This window comes from Rhizobium sp. Root483D2 (assembly GCF_001426685.1).
In the GTDB taxonomy this organism is placed as follows: Bacteria; Pseudomonadota; Alphaproteobacteria; order Rhizobiales; family Rhizobiaceae; genus Pararhizobium; species Pararhizobium qamdonense.
In genome coordinates, this window is the sequence record NZ_LMFB01000001.1 from 1 (window position 1) to 23,366 (window position 23,366).

The 23,366-nt window shown below is 62.6% G+C and carries 20 protein-coding genes; 4 read left to right on the forward strand and 16 right to left on the reverse strand.

The annotated features are described in order from the left end of the window. Positions 1-241: 241 nt before the first annotated feature. Positions 242-1,279 carry a tetraacyldisaccharide 4'-kinase gene (gene lpxK, locus ASD32_RS00005; RefSeq protein ID WP_060635872.1) on the reverse strand — a complete coding sequence of 346 codons (1,038 nt, stop codon included), beginning with the start codon at positions 1,277-1,279 and terminating at the stop codon, positions 242-244. Between the two features lie 321 nt (positions 1,280-1,600). Here lpxK and ASD32_RS00010 point away from each other — a divergent pair, with 321 nt between their 5' ends. Next, complete coding sequence (locus ASD32_RS00010) at positions 1,601-2,683, forward strand: flagellin (RefSeq protein ID WP_082546569.1); 1,083 nt, start codon at positions 1,601-1,603, stop codon at positions 2,681-2,683. A 15-nt stretch (positions 2,684-2,698) separates the two neighbouring features. On the opposite strand, the gene ASD32_RS00015 is transcribed toward ASD32_RS00010, so the two are convergent. The 5 genes from ASD32_RS00015 to ASD32_RS00035 all read right to left on the reverse strand — a co-directional run bounded on the left by ASD32_RS00015 (position 2,699) and on the right by ASD32_RS00035 (position 7,350). Then, the gene (locus ASD32_RS00015; protein WP_060635874.1) at positions 2,699-3,406 is read right to left on the reverse strand and encodes an HAD family hydrolase; all 708 of its coding nucleotides are present in this window, start codon (positions 3,404-3,406) and stop codon (positions 2,699-2,701) included. A gap of 22 nt (positions 3,407-3,428) precedes the next feature. After that, entirely contained in the window at positions 3,429-4,742 is a 1,314-nt protein-coding gene (waaA, locus tag ASD32_RS00020; RefSeq protein ID WP_060635875.1) for a lipid IV(A) 3-deoxy-D-manno-octulosonic acid transferase, read from the reverse strand. Between the two features lie 100 nt (positions 4,743-4,842). Beyond that, positions 4,843-5,079 carry a DUF4170 domain-containing protein gene (locus ASD32_RS00025; protein ID WP_060636222.1) on the reverse strand — a complete coding sequence of 79 codons (237 nt, stop codon included), beginning with the start codon at positions 5,077-5,079 and terminating at the stop codon, positions 4,843-4,845. Positions 5,080-5,139: 60 nt separating this feature from the next. Beyond that, positions 5,140-5,949, reverse strand: coding sequence for a 3'(2'),5'-bisphosphate nucleotidase CysQ (locus ASD32_RS00030; RefSeq protein ID WP_060635876.1), 810 nt, complete (start codon positions 5,947-5,949; stop codon positions 5,140-5,142). 54 nt (positions 5,950-6,003) lie between these two features. Next, positions 6,004-7,350, reverse strand: a complete 1,347-nt coding sequence (locus tag ASD32_RS00035) for a TldD/PmbA family protein (protein ID WP_060635877.1) — start codon at positions 7,348-7,350, stop codon at positions 6,004-6,006. A gap of 171 nt (positions 7,351-7,521) precedes the next feature. Here ASD32_RS00035 and ASD32_RS00040 point away from each other — a divergent pair, with 171 nt between their 5' ends. Both ASD32_RS00040 and ASD32_RS00045 read left to right on the forward strand, forming a co-directional pair. Further along, positions 7,522-9,381 (forward strand): monovalent cation:proton antiporter-2 (CPA2) family protein, encoded by a 1,860-nt coding sequence (locus ASD32_RS00040; protein WP_060635878.1) that lies wholly within the window; start codon positions 7,522-7,524, stop codon positions 9,379-9,381. Positions 9,382-9,630: 249 nt separating this feature from the next. Further along, the gene (locus ASD32_RS00045; RefSeq protein WP_162252613.1) at positions 9,631-10,824 is read left to right on the forward strand and encodes an alpha/beta fold hydrolase; all 1,194 of its coding nucleotides are present in this window, start codon (positions 9,631-9,633) and stop codon (positions 10,822-10,824) included. Between the two features lie 57 nt (positions 10,825-10,881). Here the strand turns inward: ASD32_RS00045 and ASD32_RS00050 are convergent, their stop codons facing one another. Genes ASD32_RS00050 through ASD32_RS00060 form a run of 3 tightly spaced genes read right to left on the reverse strand, consistent with a single transcriptional unit; the run spans position 10,882 to position 14,317 of the window. Then, positions 10,882-11,751 carry a patatin-like phospholipase family protein gene (locus ASD32_RS00050; RefSeq protein WP_060635880.1) on the reverse strand — a complete coding sequence of 290 codons (870 nt, stop codon included), beginning with the start codon at positions 11,749-11,751 and terminating at the stop codon, positions 10,882-10,884. A 19-nt stretch (positions 11,752-11,770) separates the two neighbouring features. Beyond that, the gene (rsmD, locus tag ASD32_RS00055; RefSeq protein ID WP_060635881.1) at positions 11,771-12,328 is read right to left on the reverse strand and encodes a 16S rRNA (guanine(966)-N(2))-methyltransferase RsmD; all 558 of its coding nucleotides are present in this window, start codon (positions 12,326-12,328) and stop codon (positions 11,771-11,773) included. 6 nt (positions 12,329-12,334) lie between these two features. After that, a complete protein-coding gene (locus tag ASD32_RS00060) occupies positions 12,335-14,317 on the reverse strand; it encodes a pseudouridine synthase (protein WP_060635882.1) in 1,983 nt (660 codons plus the stop codon). A gap of 76 nt (positions 14,318-14,393) precedes the next feature. Between ASD32_RS00060 and ASD32_RS00065 the strand changes: the two genes are divergently transcribed. Then, positions 14,394-14,843, forward strand: a complete 450-nt coding sequence (locus ASD32_RS00065; protein ID WP_060635883.1) for a nucleoside deaminase — start codon at positions 14,394-14,396, stop codon at positions 14,841-14,843. A 15-nt stretch (positions 14,844-14,858) separates the two neighbouring features. Here the strand turns inward: ASD32_RS00065 and ASD32_RS00070 are convergent, their stop codons facing one another. The 7 genes from ASD32_RS00070 to chrA all read right to left on the reverse strand — a co-directional run bounded on the left by ASD32_RS00070 (position 14,859) and on the right by chrA (position 23,212). After that, positions 14,859-15,335, reverse strand: coding sequence for a GNAT family N-acetyltransferase (locus ASD32_RS00070; RefSeq protein WP_060635884.1), 477 nt, complete (start codon positions 15,333-15,335; stop codon positions 14,859-14,861). 6 nt (positions 15,336-15,341) lie between these two features. Further along, a complete protein-coding gene (locus ASD32_RS00075; protein ID WP_060635885.1) occupies positions 15,342-15,959 on the reverse strand; it encodes a hypothetical protein in 618 nt (205 codons plus the stop codon). A gap of 135 nt (positions 15,960-16,094) precedes the next feature. Next, positions 16,095-19,010, reverse strand: coding sequence for an isoleucine--tRNA ligase (gene ileS / locus ASD32_RS00080; protein ID WP_060636223.1), 2,916 nt, complete (start codon positions 19,008-19,010; stop codon positions 16,095-16,097). Positions 19,011-19,562: 552 nt separating this feature from the next. Further along, positions 19,563-19,802, reverse strand: a complete 240-nt coding sequence (locus ASD32_RS00085; RefSeq protein WP_060636224.1) for a BrnA antitoxin family protein — start codon at positions 19,800-19,802, stop codon at positions 19,563-19,565. 12 nt (positions 19,803-19,814) lie between these two features. After that, positions 19,815-20,813, reverse strand: a complete 999-nt coding sequence (locus ASD32_RS00090; protein WP_060635886.1) for a bifunctional riboflavin kinase/FAD synthetase — start codon at positions 20,811-20,813, stop codon at positions 19,815-19,817. Positions 20,814-20,862: 49 nt separating this feature from the next. After that, positions 20,863-21,711 (reverse strand): TIGR01459 family HAD-type hydrolase, encoded by an 849-nt coding sequence (locus ASD32_RS00095; protein WP_060636225.1) that lies wholly within the window; start codon positions 21,709-21,711, stop codon positions 20,863-20,865. Positions 21,712-21,835: 124 nt separating this feature from the next. Continuing rightward, complete coding sequence (gene chrA / locus ASD32_RS00100; protein ID WP_060635887.1) at positions 21,836-23,212, reverse strand: chromate efflux transporter; 1,377 nt, start codon at positions 23,210-23,212, stop codon at positions 21,836-21,838. Positions 23,213-23,366 lie beyond the last annotated feature (154 nt).

Below are 23,366 nucleotides of genomic sequence, written 5' to 3' on the forward strand. Positions count from 1 at the left end.
AGCATGTCTCCGAACACCTGTCAGGGATGTCTCCGGGCTTTACACTTGTGGCGGGGATCCAGTGACCCGACGTCTGTCGGGTCAAAAGACCCTTTCAGCTCAAGGACTTGAGCTGGCTGGATCCCCACCACAAGGGCGGGGATGAGGGGAATTTGGCGATAGGCTCAATTTCCCAAGTGACCTGCAGAGTTATCAGATAATATCTTGTCAGCAGTCTAAAGCCTCGTACGAGGCGCCACATCTATGCAGGCGACTTGCGCAGGTTGCGGGTGCGCGCGGCCTTCACCGCCGCATCGATGATCTTGCCGGGTGAGCCGGGGTCGTCGAAACGGACCTCCACCTCGATCACCCTGCTTTTTTCCATCAGTTCGCCGGCGCGGCCATGCTCCGGTTCCAGCCGCACCATGTCCTTGGCGGTGGTTACCAGCTGGTAGCCCTTGGCAGAGGCATGATCGAGCAGGTCGGCAATTTCGTCGCTGGAAAAATGGTGGTGATCGGGGAAGCTGCGGGTTTCGGCGATCACGGCGCCGGTCTCGCGGATCGTGCGGAAGAATTTCTCCGGATCGGCAATCCCCGCCCAGCCCAGAACCTCCACATCCTTCAGACCGCCATCATCCAGATGCTCGACATTGGCGGCATAGATCTGCTTGCCGGCGCGGGCGCAGCGGCGGATGAGGGCGTCGGCACGATCACCGTTGCCGATCTTCAGGATTGCGGAAGCATGGCGGATCTGCTGGGGGATCGGCGCCCTGACCGGACCGGATGGGATGAGGAAGCCGTTGCCGATACCGCGGCGGCTGTCGATCACCAGAAGGGAAAAATCGAATGTCAGCCGGGCGCTCTGGAACCCATCATCCATGATGATGATATCGGCGCCTTCGGCCACCAGGCGGCGTGCGCCCTCGACGCGCTTGCGGCAGATGACGGCCAGGCCTTCGCGGGCAAGCAGCAGCGGCTCGTCGCCGACGTCGCGGGCGCGGTGATGGGTGGGATCGACCACGGTGGTGACATCGAGCGAGCCGCCATAGCCGCGGCTCAGAAAGCCGGGCTTCAAGCCGCGCCGGCGCGCAGCCCGTGCCAAGGCGATCGCGGTCGGGGTCTTGCCGGCGCCACCGACGGTGAAATTGCCGACGCAGATGACCGGAACCGGCACGGAAGCGCGGCGCGCATGATCCATGCGCGAGCCGGAAATACGTCCATAAATCCAAGAAAAAGGCCAGAGGCCATAGGCGCGCCAATCCGCCTTGGTCCACCAGAATGGCGGTGCATCAGAAACCATCAGTCCTTCCAGGCCTCCCCGCGCCGGCCGGTGTCTCCCGGTTTTCGCAACGTTGCGCGCGGCACATTTTTCGTCCTGCCGAAAACAATTTTTCCGCAGAAAAAACCGTCGCAGCCGGCGACACAAAACGTCAGATTGCCGGCAATTGCAAGCCGCGAGCGCATCGGCTGGCGTCTTTGCCAAGGTGTGCGTCACCGCAAGACGTTACCGGAAGAGCCGTAGCACCCCCCGCGCTATACCGAGTATTAACCAGACTGCGGCACTCTCGGTTAACCAGATCTGGTGTCTTTCCGTTTTTTGTTTTTCGTAGCGGACCTGAAAATGAACATAAGTTTCAACTCGGCGGCCACCGCCGCTTTGGCGGTTCTGCGCCATAATGACAGCACCCATGCCAAGATGCAGGATGTCATTACCACCGGCATGCGCATATCGGAAGCCGCCGACAACGCGGCCTACTGGTCGATCGCCACCGACATGCGCAACACCACCAAGGCCACGAGCACCGTCATCGACGCGCTGGAACTGGGGGCTGCCCTTGTCGATGTGTCCTATCAGGGAATGGAGGACCTCATTTCCATCACGTCCGAGATCAAGACCAAGATCATGGCGATGAAAGAACCGGGTGTGGACCGTTACAAGGTCAGCTCGGAAATCTACGAGCTGGAAAAACAGTTTCTGTCCACCACGCAGTCTTCGTCGTTCAACGGCCGCAACCTGCTGGCGCCAGGCGATCTGCACTATACTGAGAAAAGCTATGTCGATGGCAACGGCAAGACGCTGAACTATATCGAGATGAGCCCTCCCGACACCAATGTCGCCTTTGGCGGCATCGTTGCGAGCTATACCAAGGGCAAGGTCGGCATCATCAACATCTATGGCGACAGCAACCTCAACGTCTTCGGCCCGGCCAGCTACAAGAATGCCGATGGCAGCACCTCGGCGCAGAACGGCTTGGCCGACACGCCACAGGCAGACGGCATGACCGGCGGCGTGCCGCATCCGGATCCGGCCAAGATCACCGCCTGGCTACCGGCCTTCAACGGCCGCACCCAGATCGGGATGGGCACCGACGATATGTTCAGCGCCTCGCATATGGGGGAAGTGCCCGACGATCTCGTCGAAACCGCCACCGATCTGCTGCTGAAGCGCTATGACGATATCCATTCGACCCTGACGGACCGGGCAGCGACGCTCGGATCGCTCAGCATGCGCATCGACATGCAAACGGATTTCAACAGGACGCTGACATCGACGATCCAGAAGGGCATCGGCCGGCTGGTGGATGCCGATATGAACGATGCCTCGACCAAGCTGAAAGCGGTGCAGGCACAGGTGCAGCTGGCCGTCCAGGCGCTGAATATCGCCAACAACGCGCCGTCACTGCTGATGCAGCTATTCCGCTAAGCAACAGCGCGCGCGTTACACCAAAACAGTCTCAAGCTCGGTGATGTCGTTGAGGCAGTGATCGGATGCGGCAGCCAGCGATTGTGGCGAGCCGGTGCCGGTGAGGACCGCAACTGTCAGGCCGGCGCCGGCGTTGCGGCCCATGTGCAGGTCGTGATTGTTGTCGCCGACGACCGCGATCTGGTGGGGCTCAAGCCCGGTCGCCGCGCAGAAACCATGCACCATGCCGGGCTGCGGCTTGGTGCCGAAGCCGCTGTCATAGCCTGCGACATAATGAAGATAACCGTCGAAACCGAAGCGTTTTGCGGTTTCCCGGATCGAGCGTTCGTTGTCGCTGGAGGCAACGCCGAGGCGGTAGCCCTTGGCGTGAAGGCCGGCAAAGAACGTGGCAAGGTCGGTCACCGGCACCGCATAGGCGGCCGAATTGGAAAACAATCCGTCAAGCTTCACCGTCAGCGCCTCGACCGTAAAGGGGGCGCCGGCCGCGACCATGCCGGTGGCGATCTCGATCGTATTGCCTGCGGCCAGCAGGCTGTCGGGCGTGACATGGCCGGTATCGGGATCCATGCCGCCGGCCACCAGCAGGCGTCTTGCCAGAACCGCATCGCCATTGGCCGCGATGCTGGCGACCTCGTAATTGACCGGAACCCAGCTCTTTACGTAATCGAGCAGCGTTCCGTCCTTGTCGAAGAGGATACCGGAAATGGTTCTGTCGGCCGTCATGAATATCTCACCGGAAAAAGTGTCAGTTATCGCCGCGTGGCTGCAGCCGTGCCTTCACCGTCAGCGGGTTGATATAGGGTTCAAGCCCCCGGATCGTCGCCGACAATGCTCCGCGCATTTCATGCACGGTTTCGAGCCCGGCATCGATCATCTTGCGACGCACTTCGTCGTTGACGAGAAGATAATTGACCCCCTTGGCCAGCATCTCGACATCGCGGATGATCTTGGCGCTGCCGTTCTTGGCGAGCATCTGGTAGGTGTCGCGGAAATTCTGGACATTGCCGCCCGACAGGATGGCGCAGCCGAGCATGGCCGGCTCCAGCGGGTTCTGCCCGCCTTCGGCAAACAGCGAGCGGCCGACGAAGGCCACCTCGGTCAAACGCAGGTAGAGCCCCATCTCGCCAATGGTATCGCCCAGGAAAATATCGGTTTCCGGGGTGATCGGATCGTTGCGGGTGCGCCTGGCGACCGTCAGTCCCTTGGAGGTCAGCATCGTCTCGATCGCGTCGCAGCGCTCGGGATGGCGGGGCACGATCACGGTCAGGAGGCCGGTGCGTTCCTTCAGCGCGCGGTGGACGATGCCTGCGGCATTTTCCTCGCCCTCGAATGTGGAAATGGCGGCCCAGGTCTTGCGGTCGCGGATCTGCTGGCGGTAATGTTTCAGCGCGTGATTGTCATACGGCGGCGCATCGGTATCGACCTTCAGATTGCCGGAGACCATCACCGGCAGGGCGCCCAGCGTGCGGAAACGGTCGGCATCGGCGTCGGATTGCGCAATGACCAGCGCCAGGTTTTCAAACAGCGCGTCGGCAAGCCACAGGCGCTTTTTCCAGCGGCCGAAGGTGCGGTCCGACAGGCGGCCATTGACCAGAACCTGCGGAATATGACGGTTCCCGAGCTCCATCATCGTCATCGGCCAGATCTCCGATTCCGCGATGATCGCCAGATCCGGCTCCCAATAATCGAGAAAGCGGCTGACGGCCGGTTTGAAATCGAGCGGCACGTATTGATGGGTGACACGCGCGCCCAGCCGGTCGGCAACGATGCGGGCCGATGTCTTCGTGCCGGTGGTCAGCACCACGGAGATGCCCCGGCGCGAAACTTCATGGATCAAGGGAATGATGGCCGTCGTCTCGCCGACGCTGGCGGCATGGAACCACACCAGCGGCCCATGCGGGCGGGGCGCGCTGGCATGGCCATAGCGCTCCTGGCGGCGGGCGCTGTCTTCCTTGCCCTTGGCGGCGCGGGCAGCCAGATAGCCCCAGACCAGCGGATAGACCGCCGTGCCGATCCAGCGATAGCTTGACAGAGCCAGCCGGGCGAGCATGCGGCTCATAGGGTCAGGTCCTGCGCACAGCAGCCAGCGCAAAAGCCGTCTGTAAAGGCGAAGGCAGCCTCTTCAGCCGCGCGGCCTGCCTGTCCGAAACGCCCTGGCATCAAGCCTGTTCCGGATCCAGAAGCCGGTGCATGTGGACGATGAAATAGCGCATATGCGCATTGTCGACGGTCAGCTGGGCCTTGGATTTCCATGCCGTCAGGGCCGTGTCGTAATCAGGGAAGATGCCGACGACATCGAGCTTTTCGAGATCGCGGAACTGGACGCCGGTGAGTGTCGTCAATTCACCGCCGAACACGAGGTGCAGCCGCTGTTTTACTTCCGAATTCTGAGCCATCAGACCATCCAATTTTCTTGCCGTATTTTGCTTGTGGTTTGCGGCATTCAGCCGGAAAGGTCAATGGCCCTCCAGCCCCTGAGACGCCGCAATCAATGCCGGTAAAGCGGGCCTTGCCGCCGCGCAGAGCACGGTATGACGAACATTGGGGCGATTGTAGGAAAGCGGCTGTCCATCAAGCCCGAAAAGCGCCCCGCCTGCCCGCTCCAGGATCAGGTCGGCGGCTGCCAGGTCCCAATCATGGGAGTTTTTCTTGACGATCGTGCCATCGATCCGGCCATCGGCGATCATCGCAATCCGGTAGGCGAGCGACGGCACATGCGGAATGCGCGACACGCTGGCGCGATACCCCTGTTCCAGCAAGCCGACCGTCTCCTCGGCAAGCGCTATCCGCAGGACGTCCGCACCGGTTGGCCTGACGCTGATCGGCTCACCGTTCTTCAGCGCGTCACCGGTTAAGACCGCCTGAAACAACTCGCCAAGCGCCGGCGCGAAGAGGACGCCCGCCACCGGACGGCCAAGATGCACGACGGCAACGCTGACGCACCAGACATCCTTGCCGGCAATGAAGGCTCTCGTGCCGTCGATGGGATCGACCACGAACACGGTATCGCAGCCGAGCCTTGCTGCATCGTCATCGGTTTCTTCCGACAGCCAGCCGTAATTCGGCCGCGCGGCCAGGAGTTTTTCCTTGAGGATATCGTTGGCGGCGAAATCCGCCTCGCTGACCGGCGAGCGGCCGCCATTCTTCCACTGGACGTCCGGATCCTTGCGGAAATAGGACAGCGCCTTTTCACCCGCAGCGTTCGCCGCCATCGTGATCAGGGTGAGATCGCTGCTCCAGTCATCCGGCGAAAAGCGGGCGTTCATCTTGGTCTTCCATTTCCCGCAGCATCGGCCGCGTTAAAGCTATCCGGACGGGCCTTATTTGCCCGCAAGCGTCATGCCCTCGATGGCAAGCGTCGGGGCAGCGACGCCGAACTTGCGGTCGATATCGTCGGCAAGCGTGATGGCGAAGAACATCTGCTTCAGATTGGAGGCGATCGTGACTTCGGATACCGGGAAGGTCAATTCGCCATTTTCGATCCAGAATCCGGAGGCACCACGGCTATATTCGCCGGTGAGCATATTGACGCCCTGGCCGATCAGTTCGGTGACGTAGAAACCGGTTCCGACGCTGCGGATCAGCTCTTCGCGTGAGATATCGCCGGGTTCCAGCGCAAAATTCGTTGAGGACGGCGAAACGGCCGTGCCGCCACGCGCGCCACGCCCGTTGGTTTCCAGACCAAGTTCGCGTCCGGTCGAAGTGGAGAGGAACCACTGCTGCAGCACACCATCCTCGATCATCGACAATTTCTGCCCGGTGACCCCTTCGCCGTCGAACGGACGCGAGGCGGACCCCCGCACCACCAGCGGATCATCCGTCACGGTGATGCCGGCCTTCATCACCGGCTTTCCCATCATGTCGCGCAGGAACGAGGTCTTGCGGGCAACCGAGGCACCGTTGATCGCACCGGCAATATGGCCGGCAAAACCCCGCGACATGCGCGGATCGAAAATAACCGTGACATTCTTCTGGGTCGGAACCTGGCGTGGACCGATGCGGGCAACCGCCTTTTCGCCGGCGGTGCGGCCGATCTCGGCTGCGGATTTCAGGTCGGCGAAATAGAGGCGGCTGTCGAAATCGTAATCGCGCTCCATCTTGGTGCCGTCGCCGGCAATGGCGCTGACGGAGCGTCCGAACCGGGTGCCCATATAGGCGCCGGAAAAGCCGTGCGACGTGACCAGAACCAGACCGCCCATGCCGGCGGATGCGCCGGCGCCGCTCGAATTGGTGACGCCCTTGACTGCAAGTGCCGCTTCTTCAGCTTCCAGCGCTGCGGCGGTCAGGGTTTCCGTGGAGACCTCCGCCGGATCGTAAAGCTCAAGTTCGGGATAGGAGCGTGCCAGGCGTTCGCTGTCGGCGAGGCTGGCATAGGGGTCCTCGGGCGAGGCCTTGGCCATCGCCACGGCACGCTCGGCCAGAACCTTCAGGTCAAAGCCCGGATTGGCCGAAACGCTGGCGACACGGCGGCCGACGAAAACCCGCAGTGAAAAATCATCGCTTTCCGAGGCGTCGGTACCCTCGACCTTGCCAAGCCGCACGGAAACGGAGCGGGAGCGGCCCCGCACGACCACGGCATCGGCCTGATCGGCACCCGCCTTCAGCGCCAAATCGATGAGCGCGGCCGCCCTTGTCTGCAGAACACCGGAATCGATAATATCGGACATGATTTAGCCTTTCATTCCCGCTCCATTTATTGTGCAGTAGGACCGGCATCAAGGGCATATCCTGATTCTTGACCGCCGCCCCCGACCAAATGCCAAATTTAGGGCAAACTCCTGCCCAGCCAGACACGCCAGAGCTGCAACCCTGCGGCTGCGCGCCAGGAAAGAACTGTTATGTCGACGTCACCCGCTCTTACATCACAGGCTCTGCTTCTGCTCGGTGGCGCTGTCGTCGCAGCGCCGATCTTCAAGAAGCTCGGGCTCGGCACCGTCCTTGGCTATCTGGCGGCCGGCGTCATCATCGGCCCGCTGCTGCACCAGATCAGCGACGGCGAACAGATCCTCGGTTTTGCGGAACTGGGCGTCGTATTCCTGCTGTTCGTCATTGGCCTGGAGCTGAAGCCCTCGCGCCTGTGGCAGATGCGGCGCGACATTTTCGGTCTCGGCAGCGCGCAGGTGCTGGTAACAGGCGCTTTGATCTCCGCCATCGTTTTCTTCGCCGGGCTGCTCGACTGGAGCGGCAGCGTCATCACCGGTTTCGGCCTGGCGCTGTCCTCGACCGCCTTTGCGCTGCAGATCCTCGATGAGAATGGCGACACCAATACGCGCCATGGCCAGCGCGCCTTCTCGGTGCTGCTGCTGCAGGATCTGGCGATTGTGCCGCTTCTGGCGCTGATCCCGCTGGTTGCCCTGCAGGCGCCGGAAGATACGACGCCGCCGCTGCAGGATTTTTCCGTGGCCGTCGGCGCCATCCTGATCATGGTGGTCGCCGGGCGCTATCTGCTCAATCCGCTGTTCCAGGTGATCTCCCGCACGGGCGCGCGCGAGGTGATGATCGCCGCCGCCCTGTTCATCGTTCTGGGCGCCGCCACGCTGATGCAGCTGGCCGGACTTTCCATGGCGATGGGGGCGTTTCTGGCCGGCGTGCTTCTGGCGGAATCGTCCTACCGGCATGAACTGGAGGCGGATATCGAGCCGTTCCGCGGGCTTCTGCTTGCCCTGTTCTTCATGGCGGTCGGACTGTCGCTCGATCTCAAGGTCATCGTCGACAACTACGTGCTGATCCTGATCGCGGTCCCCTCGCTGATGCTGCTCAAGGCTCTGGTGATCTACACCATCTGCCGGCTGACCGGCTCGCCGCACAATGATGCTGTGCGCATCGGCCTGCTTCTGCCGCAGGGTGGCGAATTCGGTTTCGTGCTGTTTACGGCAGCAGCCAGCGCCGGCGTGTTTCCCGATAGCTGGGCATCGCTTCTCATCGTCATCGTCACCCTGTCCATGGCGCTGACGCCGGCAGCCTCCGCGCTTTCAGGGCTTCTCATGCAGGAGCAGGACGAGGCGACCGAAGAGATGGAAGAGGATTTTGAAGGGGCTGGCGCCGACGTGCTGATGATCGGGTTTTCCCGCTTCGGCCAGATCGCCTCGCAGATCCTGCTCGCCGGTGGCCGCGAAGTGACAATCATCGATCATTCCGCCGCGCGTGTGCGCCAGGCTGCGACCTTCGGGTTCCGCATCTATTTCGGCGATGGGACGCGGCTGGACGTGCTGCGCGCCGCCGGCATCGAGCGCGCCAAGATCGTTGCCATCTGCACGCAGAAGCAGGAGATCACCGACCGGATCGTCGATATGGTGCAGGCGGAATATCCCAATGCCCGGATTTTCGCGCGCGCCTATGACCGGCTGCACACGCTGTCGCTGCGCGCTCGCGGCGTCGATTACGAGCTGCGCGAGACCTTCGAGTCCGGCCTCGTCTTCGGACGCAAGACGCTGGAAGGATTGGGGATTGCCGATAACGAGGCTGAGGCCATCATGAACGATATCCGCCGCCGCGACGAGGCCCGCCTGGTGGTGCAGGAAGCCGAGGGAATCAGCGCCGGACGCGACATGCTGCATTTCGAACCGGTAAAGCCGGAGCCGCTGATCAAGCCCCGGCGCGAGACGGCACCCTCGCTTGCCGCCGACGACGATATCCTGCCGTCAGCCCCGCCGGTAAAGCCGAAACCGGCAGCCGAGGTTCTTGCCAAGGCGGATTGATAAAACAGGGGCCCGCGACAGCCAGCCTCGGGAGAATGATCGCCGCCGTCTCATATTATATACAACTTTAAAATGGTATTCGCAGGGAGCACCTTGCGGCACTGAAAGTGTTGCAAATGCGGCTGATACCGTAATTGACAAACTCTTTTCAACCCGTATTTCTTTTCCCGCATTGCAACCATGGGAGGAGATTCGGTGCATATAAAGATGGGAAAACGTTCAAAAACCGGCGCAATTTCGAAAATGGTCATGGCCGCAGCTCTGGCCTGTCCATTGACGGTGCGAGCAGCAGACCCGCCGAAATTTCCGCAGACGCTTGCGCAGGCGATCGAAGCCGAGAAGCGCAACGAGATGCCGCCGACCGGTTTTTACGACCAGCCCGTTGCGCTTGAAGCCGGACGGGCGGGCGCGCTTCTCGCCAAGGAAAGCGTCACGGGTTACGCATTGCCGCCTGGCACCGGTGCGACCCGCATTCTCTATCAATCCCTCCAGGGCGGCAAGGATGCGGTGACCTCTGGCGTGGTGCTGACCCCGGCTGGCACACCGCCTGCCGGAGGCTGGCCGGTCATCGCCTGGGCGCATGGCACAAGCGGCATGGCGCGCCAATGTGCGCCCTCGGCGATGAAGGACGTCTATTACGGCGCAAAAGGCCTGACCGACATGCTCGCCGCCGGATTTGCCGTCGTCGCCACCGACTATTCCGGGCTCGGGGCGCCGGGTGCGCATCCCTATATGAACAAGGCCGATCACGCCGAAGACATCATCAACGCGCTTCCGGCGGCACAGGCGGCTGTCCCGGCCCTTGGTAAAAAATGGGTGGTTTCCGGCCATTCGCAGGGCGGGCTTGCCGCATGGGGTGTTGCCGAAGCGCTGAGGGTGAAGCCGGACGAAAACTATCTGGGCGCCGTATCGATCGCGGCCGCAACGCATCTTGGCTGGTTTCTCGATCATCCGGAGGCGACCAAGGGCGCGGGGTTCTATCTCGGCTGGCACGCCTACGGCGTGGCGCAGCGTTATCCCGGCGACTTCAAGCCTGCCGACATGCTGTCGCAGACCGGTCAATCGCATTACAAGGACATCACCGAAAACGGCTGCCTGTACTATGCGGCCCTCACCTATGCCGGCGTCGAGGCACCGCAGATGCTTAAGCCGGAATGGCGTGAGAACGGCCCGGTGCGAAAATTCTTCCTTGAAAACTCCGCCGGGGAAACGCCGATTGCAGGACCGATCCTGGTCATTGCCGGCGAAGGCGACAATGCCGTGCCGGTGGAGGCCACCCGCGACGCGGTCAAGAAAGCCTGCGCGCTGAAACCGGAGCTGGAATATCGCAGCTTTCCCGACCTCGACCATCTCGCCGCAATGACCAAAACCACCAGCGTCCAGATCGACTGGATCAAGGACCGGTTTGCCGGAAAGGCAGCGCCCAGCAATTGCGAGGGCTGATCAGCGATCTCGTTTTCCCGGCCGCCATGGAGGGGGCCGGGAAAATGCGGCAAGCGCTTACAGCTTCATCCGGGCTTCGATGGCGTGGCCGAGCGCCGTCTTCAGCTGATCCTTGACGGCGGCCGTTGCCGTCAGCACTTCCTGTGCCCTGAGAAAATCCATGACCCGGAAGCGGTTGACCTCCGGGCGCAACAGGATATCCGGCGGGTGTGCCTTCATTTTCATGGCGATGATTGACTGCATCATCAGCTGGCTGGCGCCGAACAGGCTGTCGATCCGGCTTGGCATGGTTTCGCCGTCGCCGTCCGGTCCGCCGACCACATCGACGGCGATGACGATATCGGCGAGCCCTTTTAGAAGATCGAACGGCACGGGATTGCAGATGCCGCCGTCGATCATCACGCGGCCGCCGATGCGCACCGGCATGAACATGGCCGGGATTGCCGCCGATGCGGCAAGCGCCTGATGCAGGTCGCCGCTTTTGCAGACATGCTCTGACTGACCGTAATAATCGGTCGCGGTGACCTGCAGCGGGATGGCGAGACCGGCAAATTCTTTTGGGATTGCCGGCGGCAGGAAGGCAGGCAGGATGCGTTCGAGATTGAACTGGCCGAAGCGGAAACCGCCCACGACCGCCTGTTTGAAACTGGCCGGGCGCACGCTCCAGAGCCGGTTGACGATCTCCTTGCGGCGGCCAACCGTGGCAAGCGTATGCTCACGGATCTCAGCGCCGCTGATGCTTGCCGCCATGGCTGCGCCCATGATGGCGCCGATCGACGAGCCGGCGATCACGGTGGGACGGATGCCGAGTTCGTCCAGCGCCTCGATCACATGAATATGGGCAAGCCCGCGCGCACCGCCGCCGCCGAAGGCGATGGCGACGGTCGGGTCCGCCGGTTTTTTCGATGTTTCGAGGCCTTGCGTCATGCTCAGCGTCTTTCCGGTGTCACACGGCGCGGTAACGGTAGAAATGCATCCGGGTTTCTCCGAACTGGCGGTCTTCGACCAGTTCGAAACCGTCCTGAAGGACCGGCGAAATATCGGCCCGCTCTTCCAGGATCGCCAGCGCCCCCGGCACCAGCCAGCCGCCCGCTGCCGCCGATGCCAGCGCCTTTTCGCCGAGACCCTTGGCGTAGGGCGGATCGGCAAACAGGAACTGGAACGGCTCGACGGTGCCGGCGGCACCGAGATCGGTGGCATCGCGGCGGAAGACGCGCGCCCGGCCGGTCAGGTCGAACGCTTCGATATTGGTGCGCAGCAGGCCCCTGCCCTCGGTGCCCATTTCAACGAACAGGGCGTGACGGCAGCCGCGCGACAGGGCTTCCAGCCCCACCGCGCCGGTGCCTGCAAACAGATCGAGAACCCGGCCCTCAAGCGCATCCGGATAGGCATGGCTTAAAATATTGAACAGGCTTTCGCGTGTCCGGTCGGTGGTCGGCCGGATGTCGTTGGAGCTCGGCGTTGCCAGCCCGCGACCGCGAAATTCGCCAGCAACGATCCGCACCGGCGCTTAGTTCCCGCGTCCGCGTGGCTTGCCGCCGGCCGGGCGTCCGCCCGCAGGCTTTCCACCGCCGCCACCCGGCTTGCGGGGACCACCGGTCTTTGCGCCGAACGGCTTTGCGCCACCCGGCTTGCCGCCGAAGGATTTGCCGCCGGCCGGCCGGTCACCCGAAGGCTTGCCGCCGAACGGACGGTCACCCTGCGGGCGGTCGGAACGCGGCGGACGATCACCGAAATCCCGTGGCTTGCGGTCGCCATCCTCACGCGAGAACGACTTTTCGCCGAAGGGCTTGCGCGGGCGCTCGCCTGCCGGACGGTCGCCTGCAGGCCGGTCGCTTCTCGGCCGGTCGGAGAACGACCGTGCGCCTTCAGTGCGCGGCTTGCGGTCACCGAACGGCTTGTCGCCACCTTCGCGGCGCGGCGGGCGATCTCCCTGAGGCCGGTCGCCACGCGGAGCGCGGTCACCGAAGCTGCGGGCGCCACGATCGTCGCCGCCCGAACGCTTGCGGTCGCCGCCCCGGCCTTCGTCGCGGCTCGGCTCGTCGGTGGCGCGGATCCAGTCATTGTCGTCTGCGTCACGCGTGACGATCACGCGCGGGCCGCGATCGGGACGATCGTAAACGGAGGCCTTCTTGCGGTCCGGATCGAACTTCCGGTTGGATTTCGTCGCCAGGCCGTCCTTGGTCTTGCCATACCGCTTGACCGCCGGTGCGCCTTCCGGACGCTCACGGCGCACGGGCTTTTCAGCGGTGTCGGCAGCCTGCGCGTCCTTGGCTTTCTTTTCCGGCAGAGGCCGGGCGCCCGGCGCCATCCAGACATTGGCCTTGCGGGCGCGGAAACCCGGTTCGCGCTTCGGGCCGTCGAATTTTGCCTCGGGCGCATCGCGGCCGCCACGGTCATTGCGCTCTGGGCGGGCGGAGCCGCGATCGTCGCGCCGGGTCGTGTCCAGGCGCGACAAGGCACGCTCGCGCTTGTCGCCGGCCTTTTCCTTGAAGGCGCCGCGCTCGCGGGCTTCCGGCTTTCCGGCCGCCCATTCGTTCTTCTGCGGCTTTTCCTCTTCGGCGGCTGCAGCATCGAAGATCGGCGCATCGAAATTCGCCTTGGCATCTTCGATCAGGCGCGGACCGAGCTGGTCGCGCAGCGTGCGGCCACGGATTTCCTGCGCCTGGCCTTCCGGCAGTTCGCCGAGCTGGAACGGGCCGTAGGAAATGCGGATCAGCCGGTTCACGTCGAGGCCGAGCGCGCCCATGACGTTCTTGATTTCGCGGTTCTTGCCTTCGCGCAGGCCCATGGTGATCCAGACATTGGACCCTTGAACCTTGTCGAGCGTCGCGTCGATCGCGCCATAGAGCACGCCATCAACGGCGATGCCGTCCTTCAGCTTGTCGAGCGCTGCCTGGTCGATCGTGCCGTGGGCGCGGACGCGGTAGCGGCGCAGCCAGCCGGTGGCGGGCAGTTCCAGCACGCGGGCGAGACCACCGTCATTGGTGAGCAGCAGCAGGCCTTCGGTGTTGATGTCGAGGCGGCCGATGGACAGGACGCGCGGCAATTCTTCCGGCAGATTGTCGAAAACCGTCGGGCGGCCTTCCGGATCGGAATTGGTGGTCACCAGGCCGGACGGCTTGTGATAGAGCCAGAGGCGGGTGCGCTCGATGCCGCGGATCGGCTGGCCGTCCACTTCGATGTGATCGGCAAGCGTTGCGTTGACGACCGGGCTGTCGAGCAGCTTGCCGTTCAGCGAAACGCGGCCTTCCATGATCATGCGCTCGATATCGCGGCGCGAGGCGACGCCTGCGCGCGCCATGATCTTGGAAATGCGCTGCGGCACATCGGCGCCGACGGTTTCGGTTGCTGCCGGCCGTGGCTTGCGCGGCTTTTCCGTATCGGTGCTATCAACCGCCGAATGATCGGCAGCGGTCTTGCGCGCGCCGGGCTTCTTGTCGGACCGTGCGGGTTTGCCGCCAGGCCGCTGGGGCTTGTCTTTGAATGTCATTTGTGTTGCCTGCCTTTTGGGCTGTCCTATCAGGTCACGGCCCTTGGGTTAAGAGAAATTATCATGGGTCGCAACGATGGCTGAAACGAGCCGGTTTATGGATTTGGCCTTGGACGAGGCCAGAATGGCAGCCGCCCGCGGCGAAGTGCCTGTGGGCGCAGTTCTTGTCTTAAACGGCACGATCATCGCCAGTGCCGGTAACCGCACGCGCGAGCGCAACGATGTTACCGCGCATGCCGAAATCGAAGTGATCCGCGCGGCATCCAGCATGATCGGTGCCGAGCGGCTGAACGGCGCCGACCTCTACGTGACGCTGGAACCCTGCACCATGTGCGCGGCCGCCATTTCGTTTGCCCGGCTGCGCCGGCTTTACTATGGAGCGGAAGATCCAAAGGGCGGCGGCGTCGATAACGGCGTCCGCTTTTTCAGCCAGCCGACCTGCCATCACGCACCCGATGTCTATTCCGGACTGTCCGGACAAAGTGCTGCGGATATCCTCAAGGAATTCTTTGCCGGGCGGCGCTGAGGGTCACCTCAATTTCTACCCGGCGGCAAAGCTTTCAAGCGCTTCTCCGGACAGACGGTACCGCGTCCATTCCGACAGGGGCTCGGCGCCGATCGCCTCATAGGCCTTGATGGCCGGCTCGTTCCAGTCGAGCACGCTCCACTCGAAGCGGCCGCATCCCTTTTCAACCGCGATCCGTGCCAGATAACGCAGCATCGTGCGTCCGGCGCCTGATCCGCGCTGGTCCGGTGTGATGTAGAGATCTTCGAGATAAAGGCCGTTGCGCGCCAGCCATGTGGAATAGCTGAAGAACCAGACGGCGAAACCGACGGGCACGCCATCGCGCTCGCAGATGGCCGCATGCGACACGGAATGTTCGCCAAACAGCGAGGAGGTCACCGTCTGAACGGTCGCCTCGACCTCATGGCCTGCCTTTTCGTAGACGGCCAGTTCGCTGATGAAACGCAGGATGGTCTCTGCGTCCTTGGGGGTAGCCTTGCGAATTTCAAACATCGAACATCAGAAAATATCGTACCACTTCTTGCCGCTGCCCTTGACGGCGGCTTCCTTCTTGCGGCGGCGTTCCTTGACCTGTTCCGGCTCGCCCAGATCCGCCGTCGCCTCTTCCGGCAGCTTGCGGTATTCGAGCGGCGGGTCGCTAAGGAAGCGGCGCTTGTCGGCATAGGCGCCCATCTGGATCTTGCGGGCTTCGCGATAGGCCTTGGTCTGTTCAGCCGTCGTCAGATTGCGGCCATTGGCGCTGGATTTGGCCAGAGGCGAGACGTACCCAATCGTATCGGCATTGGCATCGGCCTCCGCGCGCAGACGCTGGCGCGTGTCTTCCGGCGATTCAACCCATTGCGGATTGTCCTTGCTGGCGAGATTCTGCTGCGGCTGAACCAATTGCGCGGCTTCGCCCGATGGCGGCAGAACCAGGCCGGGACGCGGCTGATACTTGACGGTATTGGGCTTGGCGCTCCCCAGGCTCACCGAGCTGCCAAGGTCGTCCATCAGATGTTCGCCGGCCGTCTTTTCGGTACCATAGGTCGGGCCGCCAATGCAGCCGGTCAGCACGACGCTGCCTGCCACAACGGCAAACAGACCAGCATACACTCGAAACTCTCGCGTCATTCCCATGAAAACCCTTCCAGCGGTGCCGGCACGATCGATACTTGAGCGGCATTGCTGCGCCCATGACGGATAAATCCGCCGATTTTCAGGCAGGTTTACCGGATGAAGGCCAATTACGCAATTCACCCGGTAAACAATCCCTTAAGAAGCGTAGCCAAGTTCACGCAGCGCCAGCGCATCGCGCGCCGACACATCGGGGAACGCTGCATCGGAGCCGACATCGGCGGTGATGCGCCAGGACCGGGCGCATTTGACGCCTTCTGCCAGAACCGGCTCGACGCTGACGGCGGCGACATCGTCAAGCTTGAAGGCTTGCTCCGGGCCCGTACCGGCAACGATCGTCACACCGGACGTGATGCAGATTTCCGCCAGATCCTCACCGTCCAGGGCCGCGAGCAGATCGGCATCGCCGATGTGAACCACGGGGGCGGCTTCGAGCGACGAGCCGATCCGCTTGTCGCGGCGTTCCACTTCCAGCGCGCCGGTCACCACCTTGCGCACCGTGCGGATCTTCTTCCACTTCTCGGCCAGCGCCTCGTCGCGCCATTCGGCGGGCACGGCCGGGAACTGTTCGAGATGGACGGAGACCGCCTGGGGATCACGCGACAGCCAGGCTTCTTCCGTGGTGAACGGCAGAACCGGCGCAAGCCAGGTGACGAGGCAGTCAAACAGCTTGCGGATGACCACAAGGCTCGCACGGCGGCGCAAGCTCGACGGCGCGTCGCAATAGAGCGCGTCCTTGCGGATGTCGAAATAGAAGGCCGACAGCTCGATATTGGAGAAATCGATCAGGGCACGGGCGATGCGCTTGAAATCGAAGGCGTCGTAACCTTCGCGCACCAGCTGGTCGAGTTCCGACAGGCGGTGCAGCATCAGGCGCTCGAGTTCCGGCATATCGGCAAAGGCGACATCATCGCCGCCTTCTGCGCCCTTGTCATGCGCCAGCGTGCCGAGCATCCAGCGGATCGTGTTGCGCAGCTTGCGATAGCTGTCGATATTGGTCTGGATGATCGCCTTGCCGAGCCGCTGATCTTCCCAGTAATCGGTGGTGGCGACCCACAGGCGCAGGATATCGGCGCCCGATTCCTTCATCACGTCCTGTGGGGCAACGACATTGCCCTTGGACTTCGACTGCTTCTCGCCCTTCTCATCCATCGTGAACCCATGGGTGACGACGGCATTGTACGGCGCACGGCCACGCGTCGCGCAGCTTTCGAGCAGCGACGAATGGAACCAGCCGCGATGCTGGTCGGAGCCTTCGAGATAGACATCGGCCGGCCATTTCAGGTCGGGGCGGTCTTCGAGCGTGAAAGTGTGGGTGCAGCCTGAATCGAACCAGACGTCGAGGATGTCCATGACCTGGATCCACTTTTCATGGTCATGATCCTTGCCGAGGAACCGGTCCTTGGCACTTTCGGCAAACCAGGCGTCCGCACCCTCGGCCTCGAAAGCCTCGATGATGCGGGCATTGACGGCTTCATCCACCAGAACTTCGCCGTCAACGTCGGCAAAGACAGCGATCGGCACGCCCCAGGCGCGCTGGCGCGACAGGACCCAATCCGGGCGGTTTTCGATCATCGCGCGCAGGCGGTTCTGGCCGGCGGCGGGCACGAAGCGGGTATTGTCGATGGCCGAGAGCGCGCGGTTGCGCAGCGTCGTGCCGTCGGCAAGGTCCTTGTCCATATAGACGAACCATTGCGGCGTGTTGCGGAAGATGATCGGCTTCTTCGAACGCCAGGAATGCGGATAGCTGTGCTTCAGGCGGCCGCGGGCAAACAGGGTCTTTGTTTCGATCAGCGCCTTGATGACGAGATCGTTGGCATTGCCCTTCTTGCCGTTGTCATCCATGACGCGGCCGGCGCCACCGTCGCGATCCGGGCCGAAACCGGGCGCATCGGCGGTGTAGAAACCGGCATCATCGACGGTGAAGGGGATTTTCGGCGAAATGCCGCGCGCTTCCAGAGCCCGGGCGTTGTCCATCCAGGCCTCGAAGTCATCGGCACCGTGTCCGGGCGCGGTATGGACGAAACCGGTACCGGCCTCATCGGTGACGTGGTCGCCGGCGAGCAGCGGGACCTTGAAGGTGTAACCAAGATGCGCCAGCGGATGGGCGCAGGTGATCGCGGCCAGTTCGTCGGCCGAAACCTCACGGACCAGTTTCAGCGTCACCTTGGCCTTGGGGGCGCACTCTTCAGCTAGGCGCGTTGCGAAGATCAGCTTTTCACCCGGCTGCGGGCCAAAGTCGTTTTCGGCACTTTCGACTTCGAACAGGCCGTAGGGATAGCGCGCCGAATAGGCGATGGCGCGGTTGCCCGGGATGGTCCAGGGGGTCGTCGTCCAGATGACGACGAAAGCGTCCGAGAGGCTTTCAGGCCCTTCCAGCACCGGAAACTTCACCCAGATCGTGTCGCTCTCGATATCGGCATATTCGACCTCGGCTTCCGCCAGCGCCGTTCGCTCGACGACCGACCACATGATCGGCTTGGAGCCGCGATAGAGCTGGCCGGACTTGGCGATCTTGAGGAGTTCGCCGGCGATGCGGGCCTCGGAGTGGAAGGCCATGGTCGTATAGGGATTGTCGAAATCGCCCTCGATGCCCAGGCGCTTGAACTCGGCCGACTGGATCTTGATCCAGTTGGCGGCGAAGTCGCGGCATTCCTGGCGGAATTCGTTGACGGGAACCTCGTCCTTGTTCTTGCCCTTGGCGCGATAGGCTTCCTCGATCTTCCATTCGATCGGCAGGCCGTGGCAATCCCAGCCCGGAACATAGTTGGAATCAAAGCCGCGCATCTGGAACGAGCGGGTGATGATATCCTTCAGGATCTTGTTGAGCGCATGGCCGATATGGATATTGCCGTTGGCATAGGGCGGGCCGTCATGCAGCACGAATTTTTCGCGGCCGGCGGCAGAGGCGCGCAGTTGTCTGTAGAGGCCCATTTCCTGCCAGCGGGCAACGGTTTCCGGCTCCTTCTGCGGCAGGCCGGCGCGCATCGGGAATTCGGTTTCGGGCAGATAGAGCGTCTTGGAATAATCGAGTGTTTCTGAGGTCACGGTCATGGTTTTTGCAATCACTTGTGAGCGCGTGTCGCCGCGCATGCGGACGGGATGTCTTCAAAGGGGATAACGGTGGCGCTCAGAGCGAACGCCGAAAACCCGGACCTTCCGGCGGCAATCAAAGCGCTGGGAAGGCCGGGCCAATAATTCGCTGATCACGTATCAATCGACGATATCGGGTCATGGTGGCGGTTGTTTAAGCGGTTTTTACGCGAAAAGGAAGATGACAACGGCAAAGTTTCAAAGAACGATACGCGGATGGCGATGGAATGGGGATTTGGCGGCTTTTCGACCATCACGGATGACTGAGATCGGGGACGCCCACCCCCCTCTGTCGGCGACGCCGACATCTCCCCCTCAAGTGGGGAGATCAGCCACCAGCCCTTGAGCGCTTAAGAGGAAAGAACGATCTCCCCCCTTGAGGGGGAGATGTCACGCAGTGACAGAGGGGGGTGCTTCGGCAACCTCTGAGCTTTGCGGAAGTGGCCTTCGGCCCCCCTCATCCGGCCCTTCGGGCCACCTTCTCCCCGCTGGGGAGATGAGGGAAAAGTCCCCTTAATCCTTCGGGTTCGCCAGCATCACGGTGCGTAGCGCGTCGTTGATGCGGTCCTGCCAGCCGGGGCCGTCGTCCTGGAAATAGTGGAGGACGGCGCTGTCGAGCTTGATCGACACGAGTTCCCTGGTTTCGGGCAAGGCGCGTTTTTCGGCGGCGGGTGCCGGTGCCTTCTTGACCGGCTTGAACAGGGCTTCGGCGGCATCCATGGCGCTGACGGGGCGGCGGGGCGTGGTGGCCATCGGGATCATCCTTTAAGAATTTGCATCCGCAGCGAATGCGATTTTTCTGTCGATCATACTGAGCGGCCTGACGCCGGATAGCAATGCGCGCGCTTCGGCATCGTCCTTTTTCATCTGCACCACCAGCGGATCGAGACCGTCGAATTTCAGCTCGTCGCGCAGATGGCCGAAGAAGGAGACCGAACAGACTTCGCCGTAGAGATCGCCGGAAAAGTCGAAGACGAAGGTTTCGAGCAGGGCAATGCCGTTGCTGGCGACCGTCGGGCGCTTGCCGAAGCTGGCAACGCCATCGTGAATGCTGCCGTCGGCGCGGCGGAAGCGCACGGCGTAGATGCCGTTTCTCAGTTCGACTTCCGGCGGAAGCTGCATGTTGGCGGTCGGATAGCCCAGCGTGCGGCCGAGCTTCTTGCCGTCGATGACTTCCGATTCCACCGTATAGCGGTAGCCGAGCAGGCCGGCCGCCTGCGATACGTCACCCTCGCCCAGCAGCGAACGGATGTGGCTGGAGGAAATCACTGCGGCACTTTCGTCGCGGAAAGCATCGACCAGCATCACGCCAAAGCCGTTTTCGCCGCCAGCGGCCATCAGGAAGGCCGGGCCGCCTTCCCTGCCCTTGCCGAAATGGAAATCGAACCCGGTGACCACATGGCTGGCATGCAGCCAGTCCATCAGGATCGAGCGGATGAAATCGGATGCGGACAGCTGCGAAAACGTCCGGTCAAACGGATATTCGATGACGGCTGCAAAGCCCATGCCTTCGAGGACGCGGGCCTTGAGCGGCGCTGGCGTCAGGCGGAACACCGGCTGGTCGGGGCGAAAGACGCTGCGGGGATGCGGCTCGAAGGTCAGCACCAGGGCGGGCACGCCGCGCTTTTGCGCTTCCTCCAGCGCCCTGTCGAGCACCGACTGATGGCCGCGATGCACGCCGTCGAAATTGCCGATCGCGATGACCCCGCCGCGCAGGGCTTCCGGAAGGGGTTCGCGGGTTTCGTTGCGATGAAAAACCGTCATGTCCGTGCGCCAGTCATCTCTTCAGTCAAAGTCGATCACGCCAAATCCGTCACGCGAGCCTGGGCATCCACCATTTCGGCGTGGCACCCTCGCTTTTCAGGAATGCCGTCAATTTGGCCTCATCGGTCTTTTCGCCGATCATATATTCGGCGGCATGAATACCGGCGCTGATATAAAGCAGGTCAAGGCCGAAATCCTGGGCGCCCTTGACGTCCGTCGGCATGCCGTCGCCGACAGCGATCACCCGTGTCAGGTCGAGCCCGCCGCGCACGGCCTTGGCTTCCGACAGGGACGCGCGGTAGATTGGCACATAGGGTTTGCCGGAAATCCGGGTTTCGCCGCCCAGTTCCTCATAGACCTTGGCGATGGCACCGGCGCAGGGGATCAGCTTGTGGCCACGCTCGACGACGAGATCAGGATTGGCGCAAATGAACGGAACCTTGCGTTTGGCAAGACTGGAGAGCGTAGCGCGGTAGTCTTCGGCCGTCTCGTTTTCGTCATCGAAAAAGCCGGCGCAGACGACGATCTCGGCTTCCTCGGACGAAACCAGGTTGACGCCGAGGCCTTCGAGCAGCGGCAGGTCCCGTTCGGCGCCGATGAAATAGACCTTCTTCGGCCCAGCCGAAATCAGCGCGCGGGTGACATCGCCTGATGTGACGATGCGGTCATAGGCGCTATCGGGCACGCCAAGGCCGCGGATCTGGACGATGACGCCGGGATGCGGGCGCGGCGAATTGGTGATGAGGACGACGGTCAGACCCTTGGCGCGCGCTTCGGTCAGCGCCTCGCAGGCCCCCTTGAAAGCCTCCACGCCATTGTGCAGCACGCCCCAGACATCGCACAGCACGACATCATAGCGGCTGGCAATGTCGCGAAAACTGTTGATCCGAACGGCCATGCTGGCTTCCCGCAGAAAAGAAATGGTCGGGCTGACATCGCAGGCAGGCGGTAAAAACACAAGTCTTCATCGGGAAAATGGCGGCGGAATTCCAAGGTTTCCGGCGTCAGACTGGTCCTGGACGCTAAAATCCGCGCACCAGCCAACAGGCAACCGCGCAGATGGCCAGCGTCAGCACGACGCCGCGCTTGAAGAAAAACAACAGCACGGCAGCCAGAAGCGCGAGGCAGAAGGACGCCGGCTGGAACGTGTCCCAGACGGGGAGCGGCATGGAAACCGGGCCGATCTCCAAACGCCGCACGCCGGAAAAAACGACGTGCAGGCCAAACCAGACGGCCAGATTGAGGATGACGCCGGTGACTGCCGCCGAGATTGCCGACAGCGCGCCCGACAGCGCCCTGTTGCTGCGCAGGGTCTCGACATAGGGGGCGCCGAGAAAGATCCAGAGGAAACAGGGAACGAACGTTACCCAGGTCGCCAGTGCCGCGCCGAGCATGCCCGACAGCAGCGGCTCAAAACCAAGCGGCGCGCGAAACGCGGCCATAAAGCCGACGAAGGACAAAACCAGCACCAGCGGTCCGGGCGTGGTTTCTGCCAGCGCCAGGCCATCGAGCATTTCGCCGGGTTTCAGCCAATGATAGGTCTCCACCGCCTGCTGCGCCACATAGGCCAGCACCGCATAGGCGCCGCCAAAGGTGACCACCGCCATTTTCGAGAAGAACAGTCCGATATCGGTGTAGACGGTAGAGAAGCCGAGCGCTGCGCCGATGACGAGGAACGGCGCGATCCACAGGAGAAGCCAGGTGGCGAGAACCTGGAATGTGCGCGTCCAGCTTGCGGCACCTCCTTGAAAACTGCCGTCGATGACCGATGGACGGTCGGCAAGCGCCTGTTTTGCCGCCGCCGCAACGGCCTTTTCGCCCGTTGCCGGCTGCAGGCGCGTGGCGACGTATCCGGCGATGCCGGCAACCAGGACGACCAGCGGAAACGGCAGATTGAAAAAGAACAGCGCGGCAAAGGCGAGCACGGCCACGAGGAGCGCGAACCGCGTTTTCAACGCCCGGCGGCCGACGCGGATGACGGCCTCGATGACGATGGCCAGCACCGCCGCCTTCAGGCCGAAGAACAGGCCGGTCAGCCAGTCCGTCTGCTGAAACAGCCCATAGGCCGACGACAGGCCGAGTATGACGAAAAAGCCGGGCAAGACGAAAAGCAGTCCCGCGACGATACCGCCGCGCGTGCCATGCAGCAGCCAGCCGATATAGGTGGCGAGCTGCTGGGCTTCCGGCCCCGGCAACAGCATGCAGAAATTCAGCGCATGTAAAAACCGGCTTTCCGAAATCCAGCGGCGTTCCTCCACCAGTTCGCGGTGCATCAGGGCGATCTGGCCTGCCGGGCCGCCGAAACTCAAAACACCGATCCGCGCCCAGACTTTTGCAGCTTCAGTGAAGGACGGATGGGCGGGTGTCACATTCAGGTCGTGTTGTTGGGGCAAGAGCATGCCGGTCAGATAACCATGATCGATGAAATATTTTCGACAGGCCGTTCTTGACTCATCTCGCGGCCGTCCTTATCTCCAAGCCGCTAGCACTCAGACAAGAGGAGTGCTAACATCCATCCATCGGATCGCAAAGACGATCCGTGAAGTCATTTGA

Bases quoted from the DNA above. Each gene is read 5' to 3' on its own strand.
- lpxK (WP_060635872.1), bottom strand. From the start codon at position 1,279: ATGGTTTCTGATGCACCGCCATTCTGGTGGACCAAGGCGGATTGGCGC.
- ASD32_RS00010 (WP_082546569.1), top strand. From the start codon at position 1,601: ATGAACATAAGTTTCAACTCGGCGGCCACCGCCGCTTTGGCGGTTCTG.
- ASD32_RS00015 (WP_060635874.1), bottom strand. From the start codon at position 3,406: ATGACGGCCGACAGAACCATTTCCGGTATCCTCTTCGACAAGGACGGA.
- waaA (WP_060635875.1), bottom strand. From the start codon at position 4,742: ATGAGCCGCATGCTCGCCCGGCTGGCTCTGTCAAGCTATCGCTGGATC.
- ASD32_RS00025 (WP_060636222.1), bottom strand. From the start codon at position 5,079: ATGGCTCAGAATTCGGAAGTAAAACAGCGGCTGCACCTCGTGTTCGGC.
- ASD32_RS00030 (WP_060635876.1), bottom strand. From the start codon at position 5,949: ATGAACGCCCGCTTTTCGCCGGATGACTGGAGCAGCGATCTCACCCTG.
- ASD32_RS00035 (WP_060635877.1), bottom strand. From the start codon at position 7,350: ATGTCCGATATTATCGATTCCGGTGTTCTGCAGACAAGGGCGGCCGCG.
- ASD32_RS00040 (WP_060635878.1), top strand. From the start codon at position 7,522: ATGTCGACGTCACCCGCTCTTACATCACAGGCTCTGCTTCTGCTCGGT.
- ASD32_RS00045 (WP_162252613.1), top strand. From the start codon at position 9,631: ATGGCCGCAGCTCTGGCCTGTCCATTGACGGTGCGAGCAGCAGACCCG.
- ASD32_RS00050 (WP_060635880.1), bottom strand. From the start codon at position 11,751: ATGACGCAAGGCCTCGAAACATCGAAAAAACCGGCGGACCCGACCGTC.
- ASD32_RS00060 (WP_060635882.1), bottom strand. From the start codon at position 14,317: ATGACATTCAAAGACAAGCCCCAGCGGCCTGGCGGCAAACCCGCACGG.
- ASD32_RS00065 (WP_060635883.1), top strand. From the start codon at position 14,394: ATGGCTGAAACGAGCCGGTTTATGGATTTGGCCTTGGACGAGGCCAGA.
- ASD32_RS00070 (WP_060635884.1), bottom strand. From the start codon at position 15,335: ATGTTTGAAATTCGCAAGGCTACCCCCAAGGACGCAGAGACCATCCTG.
- ASD32_RS00075 (WP_060635885.1), bottom strand. From the start codon at position 15,959: ATGGGAATGACGCGAGAGTTTCGAGTGTATGCTGGTCTGTTTGCCGTT.
- ileS (WP_060636223.1), bottom strand. From the start codon at position 19,010: ATGACCGTGACCTCAGAAACACTCGATTATTCCAAGACGCTCTATCTG.
- ASD32_RS00085 (WP_060636224.1), bottom strand. From the start codon at position 19,802: ATGGCCACCACGCCCCGCCGCCCCGTCAGCGCCATGGATGCCGCCGAA.
- ASD32_RS00090 (WP_060635886.1), bottom strand. From the start codon at position 20,813: ATGACGGTTTTTCATCGCAACGAAACCCGCGAACCCCTTCCGGAAGCC.
- ASD32_RS00095 (WP_060636225.1), bottom strand. From the start codon at position 21,711: ATGGCCGTTCGGATCAACAGTTTTCGCGACATTGCCAGCCGCTATGAT.
- chrA (WP_060635887.1), bottom strand. From the start codon at position 23,212: ATGCTCTTGCCCCAACAACACGACCTGAATGTGACACCCGCCCATCCG.